Raw genomic sequence first — 21,236 nt, forward strand, 5'->3', positions numbered from 1 at the left:
TGACTGCAATAATGAATCAAACACCATTGGAGTGAAGTGATGCCATCAGAAACAATCAATTATTTGGAGCTACCTTGCGCCAATATAGCTAAGACAAAAACATTTTTCAGTGATTGCTTTAATTGGCAGTTTACCGATTACGGTGAAGAATATACGGCGTTTGATGCACAAGGGTTTACAGGTGGCTTTTACAAATCTATCAACTGTTCTACCCAAGCAACCGGCGGCTGTTTAGTGGTGCTACTAAGTGACAACTTAGAAGAGAGCTTAGCGAAAGTAAAAGCAAACAATGGCATCATCATTCAAGAAATATTCGACTTCCCTGGTGGACGACGTTTTCACTTCACCGAGCCAAGTGGTAATGAATTTGCCGTTTGGTCACAAATATAATTAATTAATTCGAGGTTCACTTGTTAAGTTACCGTCATGCATTTCATGCAGGAAATTTCGCCGATGTGCTAAAGCACAGCGTATTAACCTACGTCATTCACTATATGACGCGAAAAGACAAAGGCTTTAGCTACATCGATACACATAGTGGCGCAGGTATGTATGCCTTAGAAGATGAGTATGCGCAAAAGACAGGCGAATACAAAGATGGAATCGAAAAGCTATATCAAGTTACTGGATTGCCAGATATTTTAGTCGATTATGTTTCGCTAATTAGTGAAATAAACCAAGACGGACAACTCGCACTCTATCCCGGCTCACCAGGTATTGCTAAATTATTAAGTCGCCGACAAGATTTTGCCCATTTGTTTGAACTACATGGTAGTGACTTTGCGCTACTCAATGAGTTTTGCGAGCGTTGGCGCAAGGTCAATATCAATCAATCAGATGGCTATAAAGGGTTGTTGGGACAATTACCGCCACCAACGCGTCGTGGTGTTGTGCTTGTTGACCCGCCATTTGAATTAAAAGAAGATTATGTGAAGTCGGTTGACACGCTTATTAATGCTTACCAAAAGTTTTCCACAGGCACTTATATACTTTGGTACCCTGTTGTACAAAGGCATTATATCGATGCAATGCAAGCGCAATTTATTAATAGCGACGTTAAAAACGTTATTCAGTTAGAGTATTGCCAACGCCCAGATTCAGAAGCATATGGCATGACAGGTACAGGCTTGTTTATTATCAACCCTCCTTGGCAACTGCTCAGCGATGCACAAGGGCTATTAGCATCGATGGCTCAATACCTTGGTAACGAAGAAACTAGCTATAGCCTAAAACAACTTATTAACGAGTAATGGTTGCGTTACAAGCAGCAATCTAGCCATTAGAAAGCCACGTTCTAGCCAAGCTCGCACAAAAAAAGCCATGTAAAAACATGGCTTTTTTATCCGTAAACCAAACAGGTGATATGTTTACTTCATTGTTTATGCGGTTTCAGCTGACTCAACAGGCTGAAAACCTAAATGTTTCGCAATATCATCTGGCGACATCGGACGATATAAATAATAACCTTGTGCATAATCACAACGTTGTGATTTTAAGAAGTTCAACTGCGACTGAGTTTCGACACCTTCCGCCACTATCTTCATCCCTAAACTATGCGCTAACATAATAGTGGATGTAACAATACCTTGGCTAGATGCACTGTGTTGCACATCACTCACAAAGGCGCCATCTAGTTTAAGCGTATCAATCGGTAGTTTTTTCAAGTAACTTAACGACGAGTAGCCCGTACCAAAGTCATCTACCGCGATATTGATCCCCATCTCTCGTAATTTAGTTAACATTTCTATTGTACGTGTTGACTGGTCTAAAAATACGTCTTCAGTGATTTCAATCTCTAAAGAGTGAGCTTCGATCCCGTATTTTTCAATCAACTTCTCAAAATGGTTAACTAAGTCGCCATCAAGCAATTGTGTCGAAGAGATATTAACCGCAACTTTAGGGCAAATCACATGGTGTTTTTGCCATAAACTAATTTGTTGACAAGCTTGCTCAATGACCCAAAAACCTAATTGGTTAATGATACCGATTTCTTCTGCCACCGAAATAAAGTCAGCAGGAGAAACATGTCCAAGCAATTTGTTTTTCCAACGAATGAGCGCTTCTAGCTTATTTACTTGCCCGGTTTTTATGCACGTTTGAGGTTGGTAATGCAAATAGAGCTCGTTATATTCAATAGCATGGCGTAACTGGTTTTCAAGCTCTAGACGTAAATGGATTTTCTCATCCATTTTTGCTTCATAGAAGCTATAGTTGCTTGGCCCTTTTTTCTTTGAGTGGTACATGCTGACATCGGCATGTTTGAGCATTGACTTAGCGTCAATGCCATCATCAGGGTAAATACAAATCCCGATACTAGTACTCACATGCAAGACATGATGCTCTAAATTGAAAGGTGTCTCGAAAAGTTCATTGATCGCCTGTGCCACACGTGCACAATCTCTGGCATGCTCAATATTTTCAAGTAAAACAATAAATTCATCACCGCCAAGCCGTGCAACTGTATCGCATTCACGAACAACATTTTTAAGCCTAACGGATACCGCTTGTAACAACTGATCTCCGACTTCATGGCCCAAACTATCATTAATCACTTTAAAGCGATCTAGATCCATAAAGAGTACTGCTAACTGGCCATCATTACGCTTAGCGTTAGTAATAGCATGCTCTAACCTATCAAGTAACAAGTAACGATTGGGCAAGCTGGTTAATGCGTCAAAATGGGCTTTTTGGTATAACTGTTTCGTTCGCTTATTAACAATATCTTGCAACGTATCACTATGACGTTTTAATTGAGTTTCTCGCTCTTCAACGGCATCTAACACATGATTAAAGCCAGCTTGTAAGCTTCCTAATTCATTATTTAGTTTAAGGGATAAACGCCTTGAATAATCGCGTTGAGCTGCTAAGTATTCAACCTGTTTAACCATCGCCATTACTGGCTTCGTAATCAGTCGCTGAAACTTTAACGCTAATAAATATGAAATAAAAACACTAAACAATAACGTCACTACAAACGTTGTTTGATATTTTGAAAGCTGAGCATTTAACTGGTTGAGCGCCACACACAAATAAATATGACCTAATGTTTGGCCATTATCCACAATGGGTTGAACAACGATTAAATTGTCGCCATCAAATGCTACAGGGCTTGCTAGTTCGATCATTGGGCGAACAGTTAGCTTATCACGGGTATATTCAGCGAATATATCGTTATTAGTTAAAACAACGGCGCTATAAATCGCTTGTTCGTTAATTTCTAATAATCGAATACTATCTGTCGCAGCGAGCTTATCATCGAAGGTAATAGCAGCAACAACACTAGAAGCGATTAGTGTCGCTTGCATCTTGGTATTTTGAACCATAGCATTGCGCAGCGTCTGCACTTCTTTTATATAAAACACAGTGGCTGTTGTACTTACAACCGCCATTGAAATAAACAGAATAAGGCCAACTATCTTTTGTTTAATCGACAGTTGTGTTAAAAAACGCTTCATGGTGCTGACACCTCGGAATGTTGTCTACTGATCACCGCTAAACGCAGTAACTCAGCACTTATTTTAATATCAGCTTCCTCAAGTTTATCTAAGCAAACTTCGAACCTAATTTTTTGATTTTCATTAAAAAAATTAATCATGCCACCTTCGCTAATAAACCCTTTGGTATTGCTAACCAGTAAAACCGAAAGTTGATGTATATCGCGGTGAGCAATTGCCTCTTTAGCTTTACTTTGACTAACAAAGGCAACTTGACAGTGCGCTAGTTGTTGAGCGTTTTCTAAATAGGTAACATGCAAACGTTGGCCTAGTCGATTATTAGGTTTGGCTTTAACCATGCTTTTGATAAAGCTATCAAAGCTTACCTCACCGAATAAACAAACATTAATTTGTGATAGCGGCTCGCCGGGCCATACCGTGTAACCAGTGAAATGCATTAAGAATGCCGCCATGACCTTTTCACTCTCTTTTGCTTGGTCCATTGCATTTGAAAAATTCGCAACGCTTAGCAAAGTAATCAGTAAAACTGCCAGTCGAACTTTTGCCTTTAATTGTAAATAATATTTTGTCATTAAAGTTAAAACTGTTGATGCCATTGAATACTAAAACCTAACTTTTGCTTAGGCTGTACACCATTTAAGTCATGGTATACAGGCAGCGTAACTTCAATGTTTGCTTGTTGATCTCCTAGGTAAGCCAGTAGATTTGCCGATAAATTAATTTGTTGCCCACCGTAATTACTTGGATCTGTAATACCGGCAGGATAAGGGAAGTTACCAGGAACCGTAATTTCATCGTCTTGGCCGGAAATTTCTCCCCAGTTAATATACGTGACTTTAATTGTTGGTTCAAAGGTCAACCAACCTTCATATTTTGCCCAAGCCGTGGCAGCAAATTTATTGCCTAAACGATAGTTTCTGTCATTTTCGATAAATCGAAATTTCGCGTATAGGTTTACCCCTGCAGAATAGTTTTCATTGGATCTTGAAAAATTAACCCCTAACGGAATATCAAACGTGCCAGACCCCAATTGCATTGTATAAGGCAATTGCTGATCGCCTTCAGCTCTGGGTGTATCACCTTTTTCATCGATAGAGCCTGTTGGCATGCTTAACCCGAGTGCAATCGAGATTTTTTGATTTGCGTTGTGGTGAACTAATCGTTGATAATTAATGGCTATATCGCCTAAACCGCTGCTTGCTATATTGAATTCATCGTAGCCCGGGACAATACTCAAGTGATCAGTATTTTGCTCTATGTAGGGTAAACTTATGCTAGCGCTACTTTTTTCGTCTATACCAATTGATAAATTTATAACAAGGGTTTGCCGTTCAATAACAGTTGGCAACACGGGATAATTTTTATCGGTACGTGGCTCAGGTGGTTGAAAAAGTACATCGTCATAACTTAGCGATTCGGTACCCGACTTGTAGCCATCAAGCACTTCTCGTTTAAATAACACGCCTGCTTGGAAACCATAATCTTGATTATTGTCGTCAACAGATAAAGCATAAAGCTCCTGCAAACTAAGATCTACCATTTCTGCCGGTGTATTAGCATAAGCATTTGATAAAGATAGCATTGGTAATAAAACCAACAACAACTGAGCACTATTTAAACTGCGCTTCATAAGTACAACCCATAAATTTGAAGACTACCGCAACACTCAAAATCAGTGTTTACGAGGCCGGGATTCTACTTTTTTTTACAATCAATTGCAAAAACATTCAATTTGATTACACATTTTATCGTTTAAACATTGAACAATTAACACGTCATAAACGAGCTATTTACACCAGTAAATAATTTACAAAAAAGCGTAAACTGCCTATAATGCACGCCGCCCGAAAAATGGTCGTTAGTCACTCATGCTCTGAATTTACGTTTCAGCTCGCTATAGGAAAATTTAATGTCAAATTATGTTATTTGTGCAATGTATAAGTTTGTTGCACTTAATGATTACCAAGAAGTTCGCCAGCCATTGTTAAGCACAATGGAATCTTTAGATATCTGTGGCACATTGTTACTTGCCAAAGAAGGTCTAAATGGCACGGTTGCAGGCTCAAGAGAGTCTATTGACCAGTTACTAGCATACCTGCAAAAAGATGAACGCTTTACTGGGTTGTCTCACAAAGAATCATTTGCAGAAGAAAAGCCTTTCAAACGTTGTAAAGTAAAGCTTAAAAAAGAAATCGTTACCATGGGTGTTGAAGGTATTGATCCTCGCCATGTTGTTGGTACCTATGTAAAACCACAAGATTGGAATGCACTCATTTCAGATCCTGATGTAGTGCTTGTTGATACTCGTAACGACTACGAAGTCGATATCGGTACCTTTGAATATGCCGTTGATCCTAAAACCAAAACGTTTCGAGAGTTTCCTGACTATGTAAAAGAGAATATGGATCCAAAAAAGCAGAAAAAAGTCGCTATGTTCTGCACGGGTGGTATTCGCTGCGAAAAATCAACAGCCTATATGAAAGAGCAAGGCTTTGAAGAGGTTTACCATTTGGAAGGTGGTATTTTAAAATATCTTGAAGACGTGCCAAAAGAAGACAGCTTGTGGAAAGGTGAATGTTTTGTTTTTGACGACAGAGTCACCGTTGACCACGATTTGAATGCTGGTAACTATGATCAATGCCACGCTTGTCGAATGCCTATTCTTGAAGAAGACAAGCAGCATCAACACTACCAAAAAGGTGTTAGTTGTCATCACTGTTTTGACAAAGTTACTGATGAGCAACGTGCTCGATACGCAGAGCGTGAGAAACAAATGGAATTAGCAAAAGCTCGCGGTGAGTCGCATATCGGTAGTGAAGCAGCACAAGTGATTGCTAAACGCAAAGCAGATAAAGAAGCTCGATTAAAGGCCCAGCAACTAGCACAGGCTAAATAGCATTCGGTTTTTGTTTTAGATAGAAAAAGCTTCACATTGGTTAATGTGAAGCTTTTTAGTTTTACCAATTACGTATAACAAATAATTAGTCTTCAATACCAACTTGGCGACCAATATTTAGCACTAGACGGTCATCGTCTTTTAACCGAATGACCAAACAGTAAATGGTTTGTTTGCAGGATCAGTATCTGCAGATAATACAGATTAAACAGGAACAAAGGCATACTCGTTTAACCCTCCAAGTACTTGGCCTAAATCGATTTTAACGTTTGTTGTCATGCCCGACACAACGTTGGCACCTTTTGGGTTGTCCATTGTTAACGTGACATTATATGAACGTGATTTAGGATTTGATGTTTGCTCCATTTCTATAAATATTGCACTATAAACTTGATCTTTATGTGTAGAAGATGAAGTAAAAGTTACAGCGGGCTTGTATAGAGCAGCCTCTGCATTAAGATGGCTTAACATAGACTCAGGTTATTGGAAGGAAACATCAATAACGTTTTGAGATAGGATGCTCACTACTGCTATAGTTGCAGCTAACAAATTAGCAATCATTTCACGATGCACTTCTGAAATAATGCCATCATATGGCGCTTTCAACACAGTATATTTCAAGTTATTTTATGCTGTTGTTAACGACGCTCTAGATAATTCTAATTGGGCCTCTACCATGACGTAATTGGCTTGAAAGGGTCGCTCAGGATTCCACCTACGCTCTTGACGTTCAAAAAGTTTTTGCGCTAAATCGAAAGCGGCTTGTGCTTCGTTAATTTTGCAGTCTGTCGGGTCGATACGTGCAATGCCGCCCCTTTTGAACCGTTGTGCGCTACCATGTTTACTTCAACACACTATCCACCGACACAAAATGCTAGGTTGGATTCATCTTGAGGAGCTACTAGCGCGGGGAAGTTTTTGATATATGGGCGAGAAACTGAAGTGACAGCAAAGAATTCAACGGGCCGCACAATTTTTTGCGCGCGTTCTTGTATTGCTTGACCGCATCCTACTAGGGACTGTTGATCTCTCATTTTAGCCTGCCAAATGCTTTTAAAAATAGTGTTAACGACATAAGGATAGGCCTATAAACGCATTCATTGGAATCCATCTAGGTAAAACATGTTATTTTTGTAGGTGTAAAGTTAGCAGATTTATTGCTGTAACAAAGGGAACAAGAAGTAGGTAGTACATGATACATATGAAAATGTTACAAGATATGGCAACAACTCAAGGTTAAAACAACGCTAACCTTGAGGTAACACACGAACTCCAGGGCACTATTAATTGAATACACAGTGTTTCGTGTAGTCACTCGCTTCATTAGCGGTCCACTCACCTTTAGGCTTTTCGTCCATCATTTTACACCACTTTTCGCTGCCAACTTCAGGGGTACAACTCATGATAAAACACACTAAAACTAAGCTAATTACCTTTTTCATGTTCAATTCCTTTAACTTTGGTTGACTTCTGTTAACGTAAGATAACATATTGACTGCGATTATTTGAACTTTTCACCTATACTGAAAAATAATATTAAATAGTCACAAACATTATTCCTAACGCTTTGAACTTTATAAATTTATAGAAAAAATATGAAACGTATTCCGTTAGCTTTCCAAATTATCATAGCAATTGTCCTTGGTTTAGTCGTTGGCATTAAAATCCAAGTACTGCCTGATTTTGTTGACCAAATTGCCAATGCTTTTTTATCGTTACTTCAATTAACTGCTGTTCCCTATATTGCTTTATCCATCATTATTGGTGTTAGCCAACTCAATGAAAAAGAAGCCAAATGGGCAATAAAGCCAGTGCTGTTTTCAGTATTATTAATTGCCAGTATCGCTATGCTCTTTATTTTTAGTGCGCCACTTGCTTTTCCAAATTGGCAAAATGCTGAATTCTATAGTGCAAACACCATCAGTATTCCTGCTCAGCAGTCTTTACTCTCACTTTTTATTGTCAAAAATCCGTTTACAGCCTTTGCCGACGGTAATATCCCCGGCGTTGTTTTTTTTAGTTTTATATTAGGTGTAGGACTTATTTCTGTACCAAACTCAGTGTCGTTGATGACGAATTTAGCGCAAATACAAGCAAGTATTGCCTATATTAACAAGTTGGTGATGACTTGGTCGCCAGTGGGTATATTTTGTATTGCGATTAGAGCCGTAATCAGTATTGAAGCAAGCACGATAGACGGCCTAATTGTTTACCTGCTGACGTCACTTTTGCTGGTTATTATTTTGAGTTGGGTTGTACTCCCTGTTGTCATATCAATGCTAACGCCATTTAGCTATCAACAAATAATCAAAGCAACACGCTCTTCTATGGTTGCAGCCTTTGCTACAGGTAGTTTCTTACTTGTAATCCCTAACCTTGTTGAAAAATCTAAAGAGCTGTTTCAAGACAAACAACTTGGCAATAGAAAAGTCGATAAAATACCTGAAATCATTATTCCAATTACGTTTAGTTTCCCGGTCAGTGGCAAGTTGCTCGCTTTGCTTTTTCCTGTCTTTGCCGCCTGGTTTTCTGGCGCTAACGTTGATATCAACGCATACCTTAATTTAATCGTGCAAGGATTACCTCAACTCTTCTCTTCTACCACCGTAGCAATGCCGAAATTATTAGAGTTATTCAATGTTTCTTCGTCAATGTTTGAGCTCTTCTTGGTAGCTGAAAACCTAATCAACAGCAAGTTGGTATCAATGCTATCAGTAATGACTGCCTTTTGTTTAGTATTACTGATCAGCTCTATTGCGGTCAAAAAGGTTAGATTAAACACAAGCAGACTGATACGCGCTGGCATTTTACTGCCGGCACTAAGTATTTCATTATTTTTGGTTTTGCGTTTTTCGCTTAGTACCATTGATCATCAATATCAGGGTTACGATAGGTTTATTGACCGTGCCCTAGTATTTAAACAGGTTGAACATCGCGTACTGGCAGAGCCAGATTTTAATTTATACGTTGATGATGAGGTGCCTGTACTTACTCGAATAAATGAACGAGGTTTTATTAGGGTCGGTTATTTTAGAGATGACTTACCTTATGCATTTCATAATAAGTCTGGTGATTTGGTAGGTTTTGATATCGCGATAATGCATCACATAGCAAGTGATTTAGGTGTCGAAATTGAGTTCGTGAGAATTTTTAGAGACGACGCTAAAGCCCTGCTCGATTCTGGTTATCTAGACATCACCACAGGTATTCCAGTGATTCCTGACAATATGGAAAACTATGCGTTATCCATCCCATACAGCGAACAAACGATTTCTTTTATTGTGAAAGATGAACGTCGAAGAGAATTTACTCAGTGGTCAACAATTTTAAATAGAGAAGACTTAATTATTGGGGTACCAGAAACGTTCTTCTACAAAGACGCTATCACGCAATACTTTACCAAAGGTAAAGCATGGGAGATTTCTACACCTAGGTTGTTTTTCAAAGAAAAATACCAGCATATTGACGGCATGTTATTCGGTGCGCCGTCGGCATCAGGATGGAATCTTTTATACCCTGAATATACCGTTGTAGTGCCAAAACCACGAATAGCACCACTGAGCTTATCCTTTGCATTAAACAGCCATGACCAACAATTTGAGCTGTATATGCGTAATTGGATTTTGATGAAACAAAAAAACTACACCATTGAGAAGCTTTTTGATTATTGGATTGCCGGTCAACCGCCGAGAAATAAATTATAGAGAAGATGGTTTGCTAACGTGGCATTTAACTCACTGATTAGCGTAGAATAACAACATTATATAATTTTGATTATTGCCATATGATTTACATAAAACGACTGTCAGTGTTCGCTAGTTTACTTTTCGTTGGTTGCTCGAGTAATTACGAGTTTTCAAGCAATTTAGATAAAGAGAACTTCGATAATTATTTTGCGGTAGGCAAAGTGAAAACATATGCCTCAGCCAACGAATTGCCAGAAGATAACGAATTAGTTGGCATATTTGAAGGCGCTTCTTGTCAGGAAAAAGCTCACTTAGCTGAGCCAGATGAGATTGATGCAAAAAACATGGCTAAACGAAAAGCACATGCGCTTGATGCAAATGCCATCATATTTTCAGAGTGTGTAACGGTTGAATCAACAGCCTGTGTCAAAGAATTATTGTGCTATGGTAAAGCCTACAAAGTGATTGTAAATGACAACTAGTCAACAAGATAAGCTTGTTATTGAATATATTGGTAAAGCCCATACCCCCTACCCTGAAAAGTTTGCTATTCCACGTCAACCAGGCATAGTAACAGCAGCTCAAGGCTATATTGAATTGTTTGATCAGCAACATGCTACGCAAATGCTAAACGGTATTGAGCAATATAGTCATTTATGGGTGTTGTTTGGATTTCATGCAACCCAGCAACAAGGTTGGAAGCCAATGGTTAGGCCGCCGCGTTTAGGTGGTAATAAAAAGATGGGCGTACTAGCTACTCGCTCGACCTTTAGACCGAACCCAATTGGCATGTCAGTCGTTAAGTTTTTAAAAACTGACAACATTAACAACAAGACAGTTATCCGTATTCAAGGGATGGATTTACTCGATCAAACACCGATCATCGATATAAAACCTTACATTCCCTACTCCGATGCTGTCACTGACGCAACTAGCGATTTCGCTCAAAGCGTTGGTACAGCGATTCAGGTCAGTTTTAATGATCAAGCTCAATCACAACTTAGCTTATTTGATAATCATTACCCAGATCTATCATTGCTGATTAAACAGGTTCTATCGCAAGATCCTAGGCCTGCTTACAAAACTAACCAAGTTGATAATAAACTGTACGGTATGGCGTTATTTGATTTAAACATCCAATGGCAAATGACCAACATGAACCATGCAGTAGTTATTAACATAACGAAATCAACGCATGAAAACTAACCCTCTGATTGAACTTATTCTTCTTGCTGCTATTTGGGGTGCGTCGTTTTTGTTTATGCGTGTCGCCAGCCCGGAATTCGGCCCTGTGCTATTAATGGCGCTTAGAACTTTGATCGCCAGCCTAGTTTTGTTACCGTTTCTTTTTCTTAAAAAGCAGCAACATGCGTTATCGGGAAAATACAAAGACGTATTTTTCGTTGGTATGTTTAATACGGCCATCCCTTTTGTCTTATTTGGCTATGCGACTTTAACACTAAGCGCTGGTGTTACCTCTGTTTTAAATGCAACAACACCTATGTTTGGCGTACTCGTCGCTTTTATTTGGTTTAAAGAAAAAACGTCCTTTAATAAAATTGTTGGCCTAGCAGTAGGTTTTATTGGTGTGTATATATTGATGTCAGATAAATCAGCACACCAACAAAGTGCGGTGATTTTACCGACTTTAGCTGTTTTACTCGCCACGTTTTGTTACGGGTTTGCCGCTAACTTTACTAAAGCTAGGTTGTCAGGCATTGGTTCACTAGCACTTGCAACAGGTAGTCAGGTATCAGCAACACTTGTTTTAGTGCCGTTAAGCTTTTTCTTTTTACCTAACCAAGCTATTTCAATCGAGGCGATTCATTCCGTTATCTTGCTAGGTGTTATTTGTACTGGCTTTGCTTACATTTTGTTTTTCAGGCTCATTGCAGCGTTAGGGCCGAACAACGCAATAACAGTCACCTATCTCATTCCGGTATTTGGCATGCTTTGGGGTTATCTCTTTTTAAATGAGCAATTAACAACCAACACAATTGTTGGCTCTTTAACGATTTTATTGGGTGTAGGGTTAACAACGGGTGTGATAAGTAGAAGAATGTTAAAAAGATAAACCAGAGTAGCCAACAAATAGTTAGCTACTCTGAGACATCAGTAATGATTAATCGTTTTTGTATACTTTACCTGCTTTCATCACGAAATCTACGTCAAGTAAGGCGTTGATATCTTTTAACGGATTTTCATCATAAGCAACAATATCGGCATATTTACCTTGTTCAATTGTACCTAAAACCTTTGATTTATTGACTAAATCTGCGGCATTAACAGTTGCCGACTTTAAGATATCAGCATTTGTCATGCCCGCTTCTGACATTAAAACAGCTTCACGTGCATTAGTGCCATGCTTAGATACACCGCTATCTGTACCATAAGCGATTTTCACACCTGCTTCGTATGAACGCTTAAAGTTAGCCTGCATATCAGCGCCAACACGCATCGCTTTCGCTTTAATCGCTTCAGACATAAAGTTAGATGTTTTTGCCATACCGACAACCGTGTCACCAGCAAGCAAGGTTGGAACTAAATAAGCGCCACCTTCTTTAAATAAACGAATACTTTCTTCGTTGGCATAACTGCCATGCTCAATACTGTCGACACCCGCTCTTAACGCAGCATTAATACCTGCAGCTGCATGTGCATGGCTTGCTACTTTACGACCTAACGCATGTGCGGCATTGATGATTTCAACTAATTCATCATCATCCATTTGCTGACCTGTGCCAGTATTGGTATCCGATAAAACACCGCCTGTAGAGGTAATCTTAATAACGTCAGCACCAAATTTAATGGCTCGTCGGGTTGCTCGGCGACAATCATATGGGCCATCACAAATCGTTTTAGACGTTTTCATTTCTAATAAGTCAGGGCTCATTCCATCTACGTCACCATGACCACCGGTCACTGAAACGCCGCCAGAAGCGACAACACGAGGACCATCTATCCAACCTTTATTAATGCCATCTCGTAATGCATAAATTTGCTCTGGGCTCGCACCTAAATCACGAACGGTGGTAAAGCCAGCCATTAAGGTTCTCTTAGCAAACATTGCGCTACGCATGGCTACATCGGCATCAGACATTCTTAACGCTTCGCTGTCATTATTTGGCCCTAACTCGCCTTGCAAATGTACATGCATATCCATTAAGCCGGGCATCACAAACTCATTTTTTAAGTCGATGATCTTTGCCTCGTTGCCAACAGACTTAGCGCTAACATAGCCTTTTACAACATCCGTGATAACGCCATCTTTAATAATGACAGATTGTTTTGTTAACGGTTTTTCACCAGGTACTGCCAGTAAATTACCTGCATGAATAATGGTGGTTTGCGCTGTAACAGCACAACTAACCGCTAAAGAAATACTTGCAAGAAGTGATGGAATCGCTTTCATGTTGCCTCTTTGTACTTATTGTTATCGATTAACTTTTATTTTGTTAACGTTTTATCGTAAATATAAATTCACCTTAACAATAAGTTTTCACAAGCGAAAGTTTTTACGGTGTAATAACAAAAAAGCCAGCCGATTGGCTGACTTTTCATTATGCAATATTAGCAATTAATGCTGATGGCCACCAACACCATGAGCATGGCCATGTTCAATTTCTTCTTTTGTTGCTTCACGCACACTTTCAACAGAAATATCAAAAGTTAACGTTTTGCCAGCCAATGGGTGGTTAATATCAACCGTCACCATAAAACGACCTGCTTTTACCACCGTAACTTGACGTTCACCTTGCTCCGTATGAACAGTAGCAACCATGCCTGGCTTCCAAACTTTAGCACCTTGTAAGTGTTTTACTGGCACTCGTTGAATCGCTTCTTCTTGGCGTTCACCGTAACCTTCTTCCGGAGAAACGGTAGCAGAAAACTCGTCACCCGTTGCTTTGCCATCAAGTGCCTTTTCAACGCCAACAATCATATTCTTGTGACCGTGTAAGTATGCAACTGGGTCACCATTTTTTGACGATTCAAGTTGTTCACCCTGCTCATCGGTAAGCGTGTAGTGAAATTGAACAACAGTATCTTTGGCAATATTCATATCTATTCCTTAACGTGCGATAACTATCGCAAAAATTTTGCGGCGATTTTAGCAAAATATAGAAAGTAAACCTAGTGCATCGTCAACTAGCTGGCCTTTTGTTCATTGAATTTAAACATCGGCGCCAATTGGCTAACACCTAAACCACTTGATTTTGTTACTTTGATTTGGACATTAACCCGTTCTTTGAGCGCGTCAACATGACTAATAATACCGATCATTTTACCGCTAGCGTTTAATGAATCCAACGCGTTTAGGGCTAGCTCTAATGTTTCATTATCCAAGGTGCCAAAGCCTTCATCTAAAAATAATGAATCGATTGATGTTTTATTACTGACTAAATCACTCAACGCCAATGCCAGCGCTAAACTTACCAGAAAGCTTTCGCCACCAGACAATGTTGAGGTATCTCGAACACTATCAGCTTGCCAAGTATCAATGACTTCCAATGCTAATGCATCACTTTCTTTGCGTTGCAATTGATATCGGCCATCAAGTGACACTAAACGACGATTAGCTAAATAAACAAGATGCTCTAACGTTAAGCTTTGCGCAAACCGTCGATATTTAGCGCCATCGGCGGAGCCAATCAAATGATTCAATTTCGCTAAATCGTCGACAACTACTTGTTGCTGTTGAATTTTGGCAACCAATGCCGATTGTTTTTCTAACTGCGTTTGATGTTGAGCCATTTGTTGCTGATTTTGGCCTAGGGTTACTTGCAGCGTTTTTAACGATTGGGTTACTGCGTCAACTCTCAGCACTACATCTTCTAACGCTTCAGTCGTTAATTGCTGACCTTCAACCTCTTCTAACTGATGAGTATATAGTTCAACATTGGCTGTTAGTTTGGTAATTTCTTCATCGGCTAAACGGCGTTGCTTAGCAATCTGTTCAGCCTGCTCTCGAGGCATCAGTGCTTGTAAAAAGACTTGCTCATTTTCAAAACCACAGGTATTCATCTCATCTTGCCATAAGGTAGCTAATTGTTGATGATTTTCCTGTCGTTCGTTAAGTTGTTGTTGAGAGGCAGAGCATTCTCCCGCTATGTTGTTAATTTTTTTAGCTACATCATCGCGTTGATTTGTTAACTCAGCTAACTTTACGGTTAATGCTTGTTTTTTATGCGCAATCTCATCTCTTAATTCAGCAACACACTTATCACCTACCAAGTTCAATCGTTCAGATGTTTTAGTGGCATGTGCTTGAGTATGCATCGCTAACTCTGCTTGTAACGCAGATTTTTGCTCGCTAAGTTGCTCAACCTTTTGGGCAATAAGTGCCTGTTGTTGATTGAGATTTTCCAAACTACTTTTTGCTTGTTCATAGGCCGTTGCTAATTGATTAAAGCTCGCCAACTTATCGTTTGCCTGTAAAAAGAAATCTGCAATAGCGTGCTCAGGGCTATAACTACGATTTAATAAATCACTGCTTAATGAATTAATAGCGTCAAGTAGACTCGTGATTGACTGCTCATGTTGGCTCGTTAAGTCGGTAATTTGTTGTTGCAACTGTGTGATTTGAGCTTGCGTCGACTCAACGGTTTGCTTGACTAATTTTCTTTCGCTTTCAATGCCAGACAAGGTGAGCGATTGCTGGTGCTGATGTTGAGCAAGCTGTTGCTTATGTTTTTCTAACGCTTGCAGTTGTTCATAGGTTACCTGCCAAGTGTTTGCTTCACTTTCTCTTGCTGATAGCAAATCAGGTGTTGTTGCAAGCACTGCTAAAGGTTCTTGCATGGCAAATTTAGTTGCGATTGGTGCCCACTGCTCATTCAAGCCTTTCAAATCAACTTGGTAGCCATCTAGCGTCGTTGAAATACTCTGCATCGTTTGTTCAATCACAGCAATTTGTTGGCTCAATGCTTGACCATGCTCTTCAATCTGTTTTAAGGCTTGTTGGGCTGACAATAGCCTTGCTTGATATTTATTTTCTTCGATATCACGATATTCTTCGATAGCTGGGTGCTCTGTTGAGCCACACAACGGGCATGGATCGTCAGCCTTAAGTTGATTTCGATAATCACTTAACGCTTGAATTGCACGTTGTTGTTCAACAATCACTTGCAAGTCTTTTACTTGCGTGTTCGCTAATTTGTATTGCTCACGACAAGCCAAGCGTTGCTGAGTTAACGCTTCAAGCTTTGTTTGGTGTTGGGCTTTATCGTTATGCAGCTGAGCTTGGGCATTGGTTATTTTATTAACCTGTTCACATAGCTGTTTCGCCACTTGAATATTCGTTTGCCAATCACTGCGTTGCTGAAATTGCTGGTAAAACGCATCAAGACTGTCACTTTTATGCAGAGTCAAACACGCAGAAATTTCTTGTTCTACGTTCGTTATTTGCTCATCTAGTCGTGTTTTCTGGCGATGAGTCTTTTGCTCGGCAGCAGTAAGTTCATCATCTCGTTTTTGGTTTTGGCTTGTTTGAGAAATTAACGGTTGGACTTGGCTATCGAGTTGCTTTCGATTAGCAATAAGATCCTGTGCTTGCTTGTAGTTTTGTTGCCAAACCGCCAAGTTTTCTTGTAGTTGATGAATATAACCATGCTGTACAGTAAAGGTTTGGTAGTCATCTTGTCGGTTTTGTAATTCGACCAGTTGAAGCTTTGTTTGTTGCTGACTCGTAAGCTCGGCACTAAGTTGGTGTTCAACCGTTTTTTGCTTTGCTGTGGTTTGTTCTACAAGCGTACCTAGATGCTTAATCTCATGTTCAAGTGGCTGCACTTTTTCTATAAAAAGCTGTTCTTGTTGTTCAAAGCCTTTAAGGGCCGTTTCCGCATTATCATTTGCTATAGCAACTTCTTGCTCAGCTTTTGCAAAAACGCTGGCAAGATCCTTTTGCTGCTGACTTAGTTTTTTCACCGTTTCTTGTAACAACAGGCATTGTTTTCGAGAATCGACAAACTGATCATACTGGCTTTTAATTTTTAACGCAGGCTCAGCTTTGGCGAGTAAATCAAATTGTGCTTTATGTCCGTCTAGTGATTGTTTGGTTTCATGCAGCACTTGGTTTTGCTGTTTAAGCTTTTGAGTTAATTCTGATTTTTTTATTAACCATTGTTTATCTTTGGTTAAAGACGCTAACGATTTGCTTAACTCAGCCTCTTGCTCTTTAGCCGCCTGCAATGATTGCTCAATGTTTTTCAGCTCTTCATCGGTAAGCAAACTTAAACCAGATTTTTGCGACTCAATTAACGCAAGGGCCTTATCTTCCTGTTTATAATTTTCGTAAACTTGTTGTGAAATTTGACCATAAATTTCGGTACCGGTTAGCTCTTCTAATAGCTCAGCACGCTGGTTGGCATTCGCATTTAAAAAGGCCGCAAACTGCCCTTGCGATAGCATCATAGACTTTGTGAATCGCGCAAAGTCTAACCCCGAAAGCAATTCAATTTTGCTCTTAACTGCAGAGGGTTTTTCAGCCAATATTTCGCCATCAAGGGTAGCAAGCTCAGCTTTCGCATCGACTAAGTTACCTTCTGGGTTATTTTTCGCGCGTCGTTGAGACCAAAACGCTCGATAACCCTTACCTTTTACTTCAAATTCTACTTCAGCTAAACAACTTGCCGTATGGCGAGTCATGATCTGATTTTGGCTCTTAGATACTTTTTGTCTTGGTGTTTGCTGATACAAAGCTAAACATATCGCATCAAGAATTGTCGTTTTACCTGCCCCTGTCGGGCCAGTAATTGCGAACAGTGCATCTTGATCAAACGGGGCCTGAGTAAAATCGATAAACCAATGGCCTTTTAAAGCATTTAGGTTTTCAAATCGTAGAGTCAATATTTTCATGATTGCCCCTGTAATTGCTCAACACTTTGTAAATATAAGGCTCTCAGGCGATCAGATTGTTGTTTTTGCTCATCATCAGCAATTTCTTGATCTGTCATCAACGCTAAGCGCTGTTCAAACACATCGTTTATATCAAGCTCTTCAAGGGTAATTTTTTCTTGGTTTTCCAGCATAGCCATGCGCTGGGTTTTACTTCGTCTAACACGCAGTACTTCAACGGGTAAGTCAGCTAAATATTGCTCAATACGTTGTTGAACATCTTGATGATACTCTTGGCTATCAACCTCAATATCTAACCAAATGGTTTGTTGCTCTACTTGCATTGCTTCTACGTACTTTTCAATGGCAGTTTTCAATTCATCGATTGGCTTTTTTAAAGCAAGTAATGGCTGGTAACAAGGAATAGCAATACGTTCCACCTCACATGACTGGTGGCTAACATTGACTAAGTTCACGTATTTTTGATGATTAACCTCGTCAAAAGATAATGCGATTGGTGAGCCGCAATAACGCATGTGCTCTGATTTGGCGATCAACTGACTTTGGTGAATATGACCTAATGCCAAATAATTAAATGGCGGAAACGCGTCTGCCGGAAACGCATCTAACGTACCGATATAGATTTCTCGCACCGAATCACTTGTACTAGCGCCCACTGTGGTTAAATGACCTGTGCCGATGATGGGCAATTCATTATCACCGATGAGTGCGTTGGCCTGCTCGTATTGTGCTAGATAATAGTCGGCAATGGCTGCTTGGAGTTGTTGCTGTTTTTCTACCGCACTTTGACCCGCAACACTTTTCACGATGTCTCGTGGACGAATAAACGGAATAGCGCAAACCACACCTAATAGACTTTGGTGCTCGTCATAGATAGGAATATTGGTAGACGCATCACTGTTTACATGCGTGACAACTTGGGTATTAAGCGCACTTAATACGGTTTTAGACTCACTTAACATTGCCACTGAATCATGGTTACCAGCCAAAATAATTAGCTGACAATTAAGTGACGTGATTTTTGCGATAAACTCGAAATACAGCTCTCGGGCATAACTGGGTGGATTGGCTGTATCAAAAATATCACCAGCAACAACAATGGCATCAACGGCATGCTCGGTTGCTTTGTCTATAAGCCAAGTTAAAAACGCTTGATGTTCAGCGGCTCTGCTTTTGCCATAAAAATACTGGCCAAGGTGCCAGTCTGAGGTATGTATTATTCGCATTAAACAGGTAAATTATTCTTATTGAGTGTTCATTTTACCTCATCCGATAATAAGCGCTAGTGTAAAAACCGGTAATGGTCAGTTTAAAATCTTGCGAAAACCTAAAACATAATGAATAGTTAGTGAAGCACCATAAAAGGGAAATATCATGGATAATCAAATAGTTTGGGTTGACATGCCAGTCGTTAATTTAGATAGAGCGATTAGCTTTTATTCTGCCGTATTAGGAAATGAAGTTAAAAAGGAAGCCTATGAAGGCTGTGCCTTTGGTTTATTACCTCATGCAAACACCAATGTATCAGGCTGTTTAATTGAAGTTGATGAAAGCAAAATCACCAAGTCAGGGCCATTACTTTATTTTAATGTCAATGGCCGAATAGAAGCTGCTACTGAACAAGCGATTGCACATGGTGGCAGTGTTGATGAACCCTTTATGGATATGGGGGCTCACGGAAAACGTGTCGTCGTTATTGATTCTGAAGGCAATAGAATTGCGCTTCATAGTGAATAAGACATACATTCAAATACCTACAAAAACCAATAAGAATAAGAGAGAAATATATGTTTGATGTTAACTATATCGCGGTGTTAGTAGCCGCTGTTTCAAGCTTTATCTTGGGTGGTCTTTGGTACTCCCCTGTTTTGTTTGGCAAAGCATGGATGAGAGAATCGGGTTTTGATGAAACACAAGCTGGCCATCCTGGCAAAGTGTTTGGTTTTGCTTTTGTATTTTCTGTCATTGCAGCGTTTTGTTTTGCTAGCTTAGTTGGGCAAAACCCTTCACTAATGATGGCGATTCACTACGCATTGATCGTTGGTATTGGCTTTGTCGCCATGAGTTTTGGTATCAACTACCAGTTTTCAAATAAGAGCTTTTTATTATTAGCGATTGATGGCGGTTACCATTTAGGTCAATTTTTATTGTTTGCCTTAGTTTACGCATATTGGCCGGCATAAGCTTTTCAGTAATAACGTTCAAAAAGGGTTCAGCATGATGAACCCTTTTTTATTCGTTTCCCGATTTGATAATAATGGTTTGTCCGTCGCTTAACCAAGCTTCATCAATAAACATCAGCTTGTTGTAACGAATCATCGATGAAATCGAATCGATATAAGCTTGGCCACGTTCAGAATATTTATCAAGTGTTTGTGCCAATTCAAGCCCCGTAATAGGTTGTTCTTGTTCCCGAAGCTTTGCCCTTAGCGCTCTTAGCTTTTCATAGGCATGACCGCGGTTAATATTAAGGGCATAACCTTTCACCGAGTCTAACGGCGTATCAAAACGGGCAATACCATAATTACCCAACTCCTTACGCTGTGATTTAGGCACCATGCCTTGGCCTGAATAGTCCCACTGGCCAAAAAATGCATTACCTTCGAGGGTAAATCGGGAGGTTGCCCAACCGCTTTCTTCTGCCGCTTGTGCTAAGGCTAAAGATGGCGGAATAATATCAAGACGCGCAAGTAACGCCGACTTATGCTGCTCAGTTATAGCTGCATTCGCTTCTTGTTTTATCACCCGATATTGCACCATTAATTGACGCAACTGCTCATCAGCGAGTGTATTGTCAATAACCGACTGACGTAGCTGCATAATGTCTTCATTTGCCATTAAAACCAATGGCGCCATTAAGCGAAAAAACACTTCTTTTTTCACGTTAACTGGCATCGAAGATGATGAATGCTGCCACTGTTCATTCACTTTCGTAAAAACGATTCTTGGCACTTGTTTATGACCTAACGCCCAATCTTCACGGGTGTAACGATGCGCTTTAAATAAGGCATAGAGCTCGTCAAGCGAATTAATATAAACGACTTTCGTAGAACCCTGATTATCGGCATAGTTTGATAGATTAATGTTAGTTTTTAAATCAGTCGCATTTTGAGGGTTAACTGTTTGCTCAGCGCTATCTTCCTTCGCATCTTTTTGCTGCTCACAACTAAATAAAAAACTTAGGCTTAACATTGAAAATAAAATGATGTGTTTTTTCATAACGCCCCTAAGGTGAGTGCAAATGTCCGATCAAATTTATCTTCATGATTGCGAACTATTGAGAAAAACACAACAAATGGTGTGTCAAAACTTTCTAAACATGTTAAAAAATAACCATCAATCACA

Annotated in this window: 19 protein-coding genes; 9 read left to right on the forward strand and 10 right to left on the reverse strand. The window is 39.7% G+C overall.

What is annotated here, in order from left to right; all coding sequences use genetic code 11:
- Positions 1-39: 39 nt before the first annotated feature.
- Entirely contained in the window at positions 40-390 is a 351-nt protein-coding gene (locus QQK02_RS07290) for a VOC family protein (protein WP_322790598.1), read from the forward strand.
- A 20-nt stretch (positions 391-410) separates the two neighbouring features.
- A complete protein-coding gene (locus QQK02_RS07295; RefSeq protein WP_284207317.1) occupies positions 411-1,250 on the forward strand; it encodes a 23S rRNA (adenine(2030)-N(6))-methyltransferase RlmJ in 840 nt (279 codons plus the stop codon).
- 129 nt (positions 1,251-1,379) lie between these two features.
- Here the strand turns inward: QQK02_RS07295 and QQK02_RS07300 are convergent, their stop codons facing one another.
- Genes QQK02_RS07300 through QQK02_RS07310 form a run of 3 tightly spaced genes read right to left on the reverse strand, consistent with a single transcriptional unit; the run spans position 1,380 to position 5,085 of the window.
- Positions 1,380-3,455, reverse strand: a complete 2,076-nt coding sequence (locus QQK02_RS07300; protein ID WP_284207318.1) for a bifunctional diguanylate cyclase/phosphodiesterase — start codon at positions 3,453-3,455, stop codon at positions 1,380-1,382.
- Positions 3,452-4,051, reverse strand: coding sequence for a YfiR family protein (locus tag QQK02_RS07305; protein ID WP_284207319.1), 600 nt, complete (start codon positions 4,049-4,051; stop codon positions 3,452-3,454). Before QQK02_RS07305 ends, QQK02_RS07300 begins: the two co-directional genes overlap by 4 nt.
- Entirely contained in the window at positions 4,033-5,085 is a 1,053-nt protein-coding gene (locus tag QQK02_RS07310; RefSeq protein ID WP_284207320.1) for a transporter, read from the reverse strand. The genes QQK02_RS07305 and QQK02_RS07310 overlap by 19 nt, the downstream gene beginning before the upstream one ends.
- A gap of 279 nt (positions 5,086-5,364) precedes the next feature.
- On the opposite strand from QQK02_RS07310, the gene trhO reads away from it, so the two are divergent.
- Positions 5,365-6,351, forward strand: a complete 987-nt coding sequence (gene trhO / locus QQK02_RS07315) for an oxygen-dependent tRNA uridine(34) hydroxylase TrhO (protein WP_284207321.1) — start codon at positions 5,365-5,367, stop codon at positions 6,349-6,351.
- A gap of 204 nt (positions 6,352-6,555) precedes the next feature.
- On the opposite strand, the gene QQK02_RS07320 is transcribed toward trhO, so the two are convergent.
- Positions 6,556-6,822, reverse strand: a complete 267-nt coding sequence (locus tag QQK02_RS07320; protein WP_284207322.1) for an efflux RND transporter periplasmic adaptor subunit — start codon at positions 6,820-6,822, stop codon at positions 6,556-6,558.
- 812 nt (positions 6,823-7,634) lie between these two features.
- On the reverse strand, positions 7,635-7,793 hold the full coding sequence (locus QQK02_RS07325) for a DUF3012 domain-containing protein (protein WP_284207323.1): 159 nt from the start codon (positions 7,791-7,793) through the stop codon (positions 7,635-7,637).
- Between the two features lie 153 nt (positions 7,794-7,946).
- Between QQK02_RS07325 and QQK02_RS07330 the strand changes: the two genes are divergently transcribed.
- The 4 genes from QQK02_RS07330 to QQK02_RS07345 all read left to right on the forward strand — a co-directional run bounded on the left by QQK02_RS07330 (position 7,947) and on the right by QQK02_RS07345 (position 12,111).
- The gene (locus QQK02_RS07330) at positions 7,947-10,055 is read left to right on the forward strand and encodes a cation:dicarboxylate symporter family transporter (protein WP_284207324.1); all 2,109 of its coding nucleotides are present in this window, start codon (positions 7,947-7,949) and stop codon (positions 10,053-10,055) included.
- Positions 10,056-10,159: 104 nt separating this feature from the next.
- Positions 10,160-10,519: an Rcs stress response system protein RcsF gene (gene rcsF, locus QQK02_RS07335; RefSeq protein ID WP_284207325.1), complete on the forward strand. Its 360-nt coding sequence runs from the start codon at positions 10,160-10,162 to the stop codon at positions 10,517-10,519.
- The gene (tsaA, locus tag QQK02_RS07340) at positions 10,509-11,243 is read left to right on the forward strand and encodes a tRNA (N6-threonylcarbamoyladenosine(37)-N6)-methyltransferase TrmO (RefSeq protein WP_284207326.1); all 735 of its coding nucleotides are present in this window, start codon (positions 10,509-10,511) and stop codon (positions 11,241-11,243) included. The genes rcsF and tsaA overlap by 11 nt, the downstream gene beginning before the upstream one ends.
- Positions 11,233-12,111 carry a DMT family transporter gene (locus tag QQK02_RS07345; protein WP_284207327.1) on the forward strand — a complete coding sequence of 293 codons (879 nt, stop codon included), beginning with the start codon at positions 11,233-11,235 and terminating at the stop codon, positions 12,109-12,111. The genes tsaA and QQK02_RS07345 overlap by 11 nt, the downstream gene beginning before the upstream one ends.
- Positions 12,112-12,159: 48 nt before the next feature.
- Here the strand turns inward: QQK02_RS07345 and QQK02_RS07350 are convergent, their stop codons facing one another.
- The 4 genes from QQK02_RS07350 to sbcD all read right to left on the reverse strand — a co-directional run bounded on the left by QQK02_RS07350 (position 12,160) and on the right by sbcD (position 19,117).
- Positions 12,160-13,449 carry a metal-dependent hydrolase family protein gene (locus QQK02_RS07350; protein ID WP_284207328.1) on the reverse strand — a complete coding sequence of 430 codons (1,290 nt, stop codon included), beginning with the start codon at positions 13,447-13,449 and terminating at the stop codon, positions 12,160-12,162.
- Between the two features lie 165 nt (positions 13,450-13,614).
- The gene (locus tag QQK02_RS07355) at positions 13,615-14,097 is read right to left on the reverse strand and encodes an FKBP-type peptidyl-prolyl cis-trans isomerase (RefSeq protein ID WP_284207329.1); all 483 of its coding nucleotides are present in this window, start codon (positions 14,095-14,097) and stop codon (positions 13,615-13,617) included.
- Positions 14,098-14,183: 86 nt separating this feature from the next.
- Positions 14,184-17,891, reverse strand: a complete 3,708-nt coding sequence (locus QQK02_RS07360) for an SbcC/MukB-like Walker B domain-containing protein (RefSeq protein ID WP_284207330.1) — start codon at positions 17,889-17,891, stop codon at positions 14,184-14,186.
- Positions 17,888-19,117: an exonuclease subunit SbcD gene (gene sbcD / locus QQK02_RS07365; protein WP_284207331.1), complete on the reverse strand. Its 1,230-nt coding sequence runs from the start codon at positions 19,115-19,117 to the stop codon at positions 17,888-17,890. Before sbcD ends, QQK02_RS07360 begins: the two co-directional genes overlap by 4 nt.
- Positions 19,118-19,265: 148 nt before the next feature.
- On the opposite strand from sbcD, the gene QQK02_RS07370 reads away from it, so the two are divergent.
- The gene (locus tag QQK02_RS07370; RefSeq protein WP_284207332.1) at positions 19,266-19,628 is read left to right on the forward strand and encodes a VOC family protein; all 363 of its coding nucleotides are present in this window, start codon (positions 19,266-19,268) and stop codon (positions 19,626-19,628) included.
- Between the two features lie 50 nt (positions 19,629-19,678).
- Positions 19,679-20,074 (forward strand): DUF1761 domain-containing protein, encoded by a 396-nt coding sequence (locus tag QQK02_RS07375; RefSeq protein WP_284207333.1) that lies wholly within the window; start codon positions 19,679-19,681, stop codon positions 20,072-20,074.
- Positions 20,075-20,123: 49 nt separating this feature from the next.
- Here QQK02_RS07375 and QQK02_RS07380 read toward each other — a convergent pair whose 3' ends face one another.
- On the reverse strand, positions 20,124-21,110 hold the full coding sequence (locus tag QQK02_RS07380; RefSeq protein ID WP_284207334.1) for a glucosaminidase domain-containing protein: 987 nt from the start codon (positions 21,108-21,110) through the stop codon (positions 20,124-20,126).
- Between the last annotated feature and the right edge of the window lie 126 nt (positions 21,111-21,236).

Origin of the sequence: Thalassotalea eurytherma, from assembly GCF_030161415.1 — a bacterium.
Taxonomy (GTDB): Bacteria; Pseudomonadota; Gammaproteobacteria; order Enterobacterales; family Alteromonadaceae; genus Thalassotalea_G; species Thalassotalea_G eurytherma.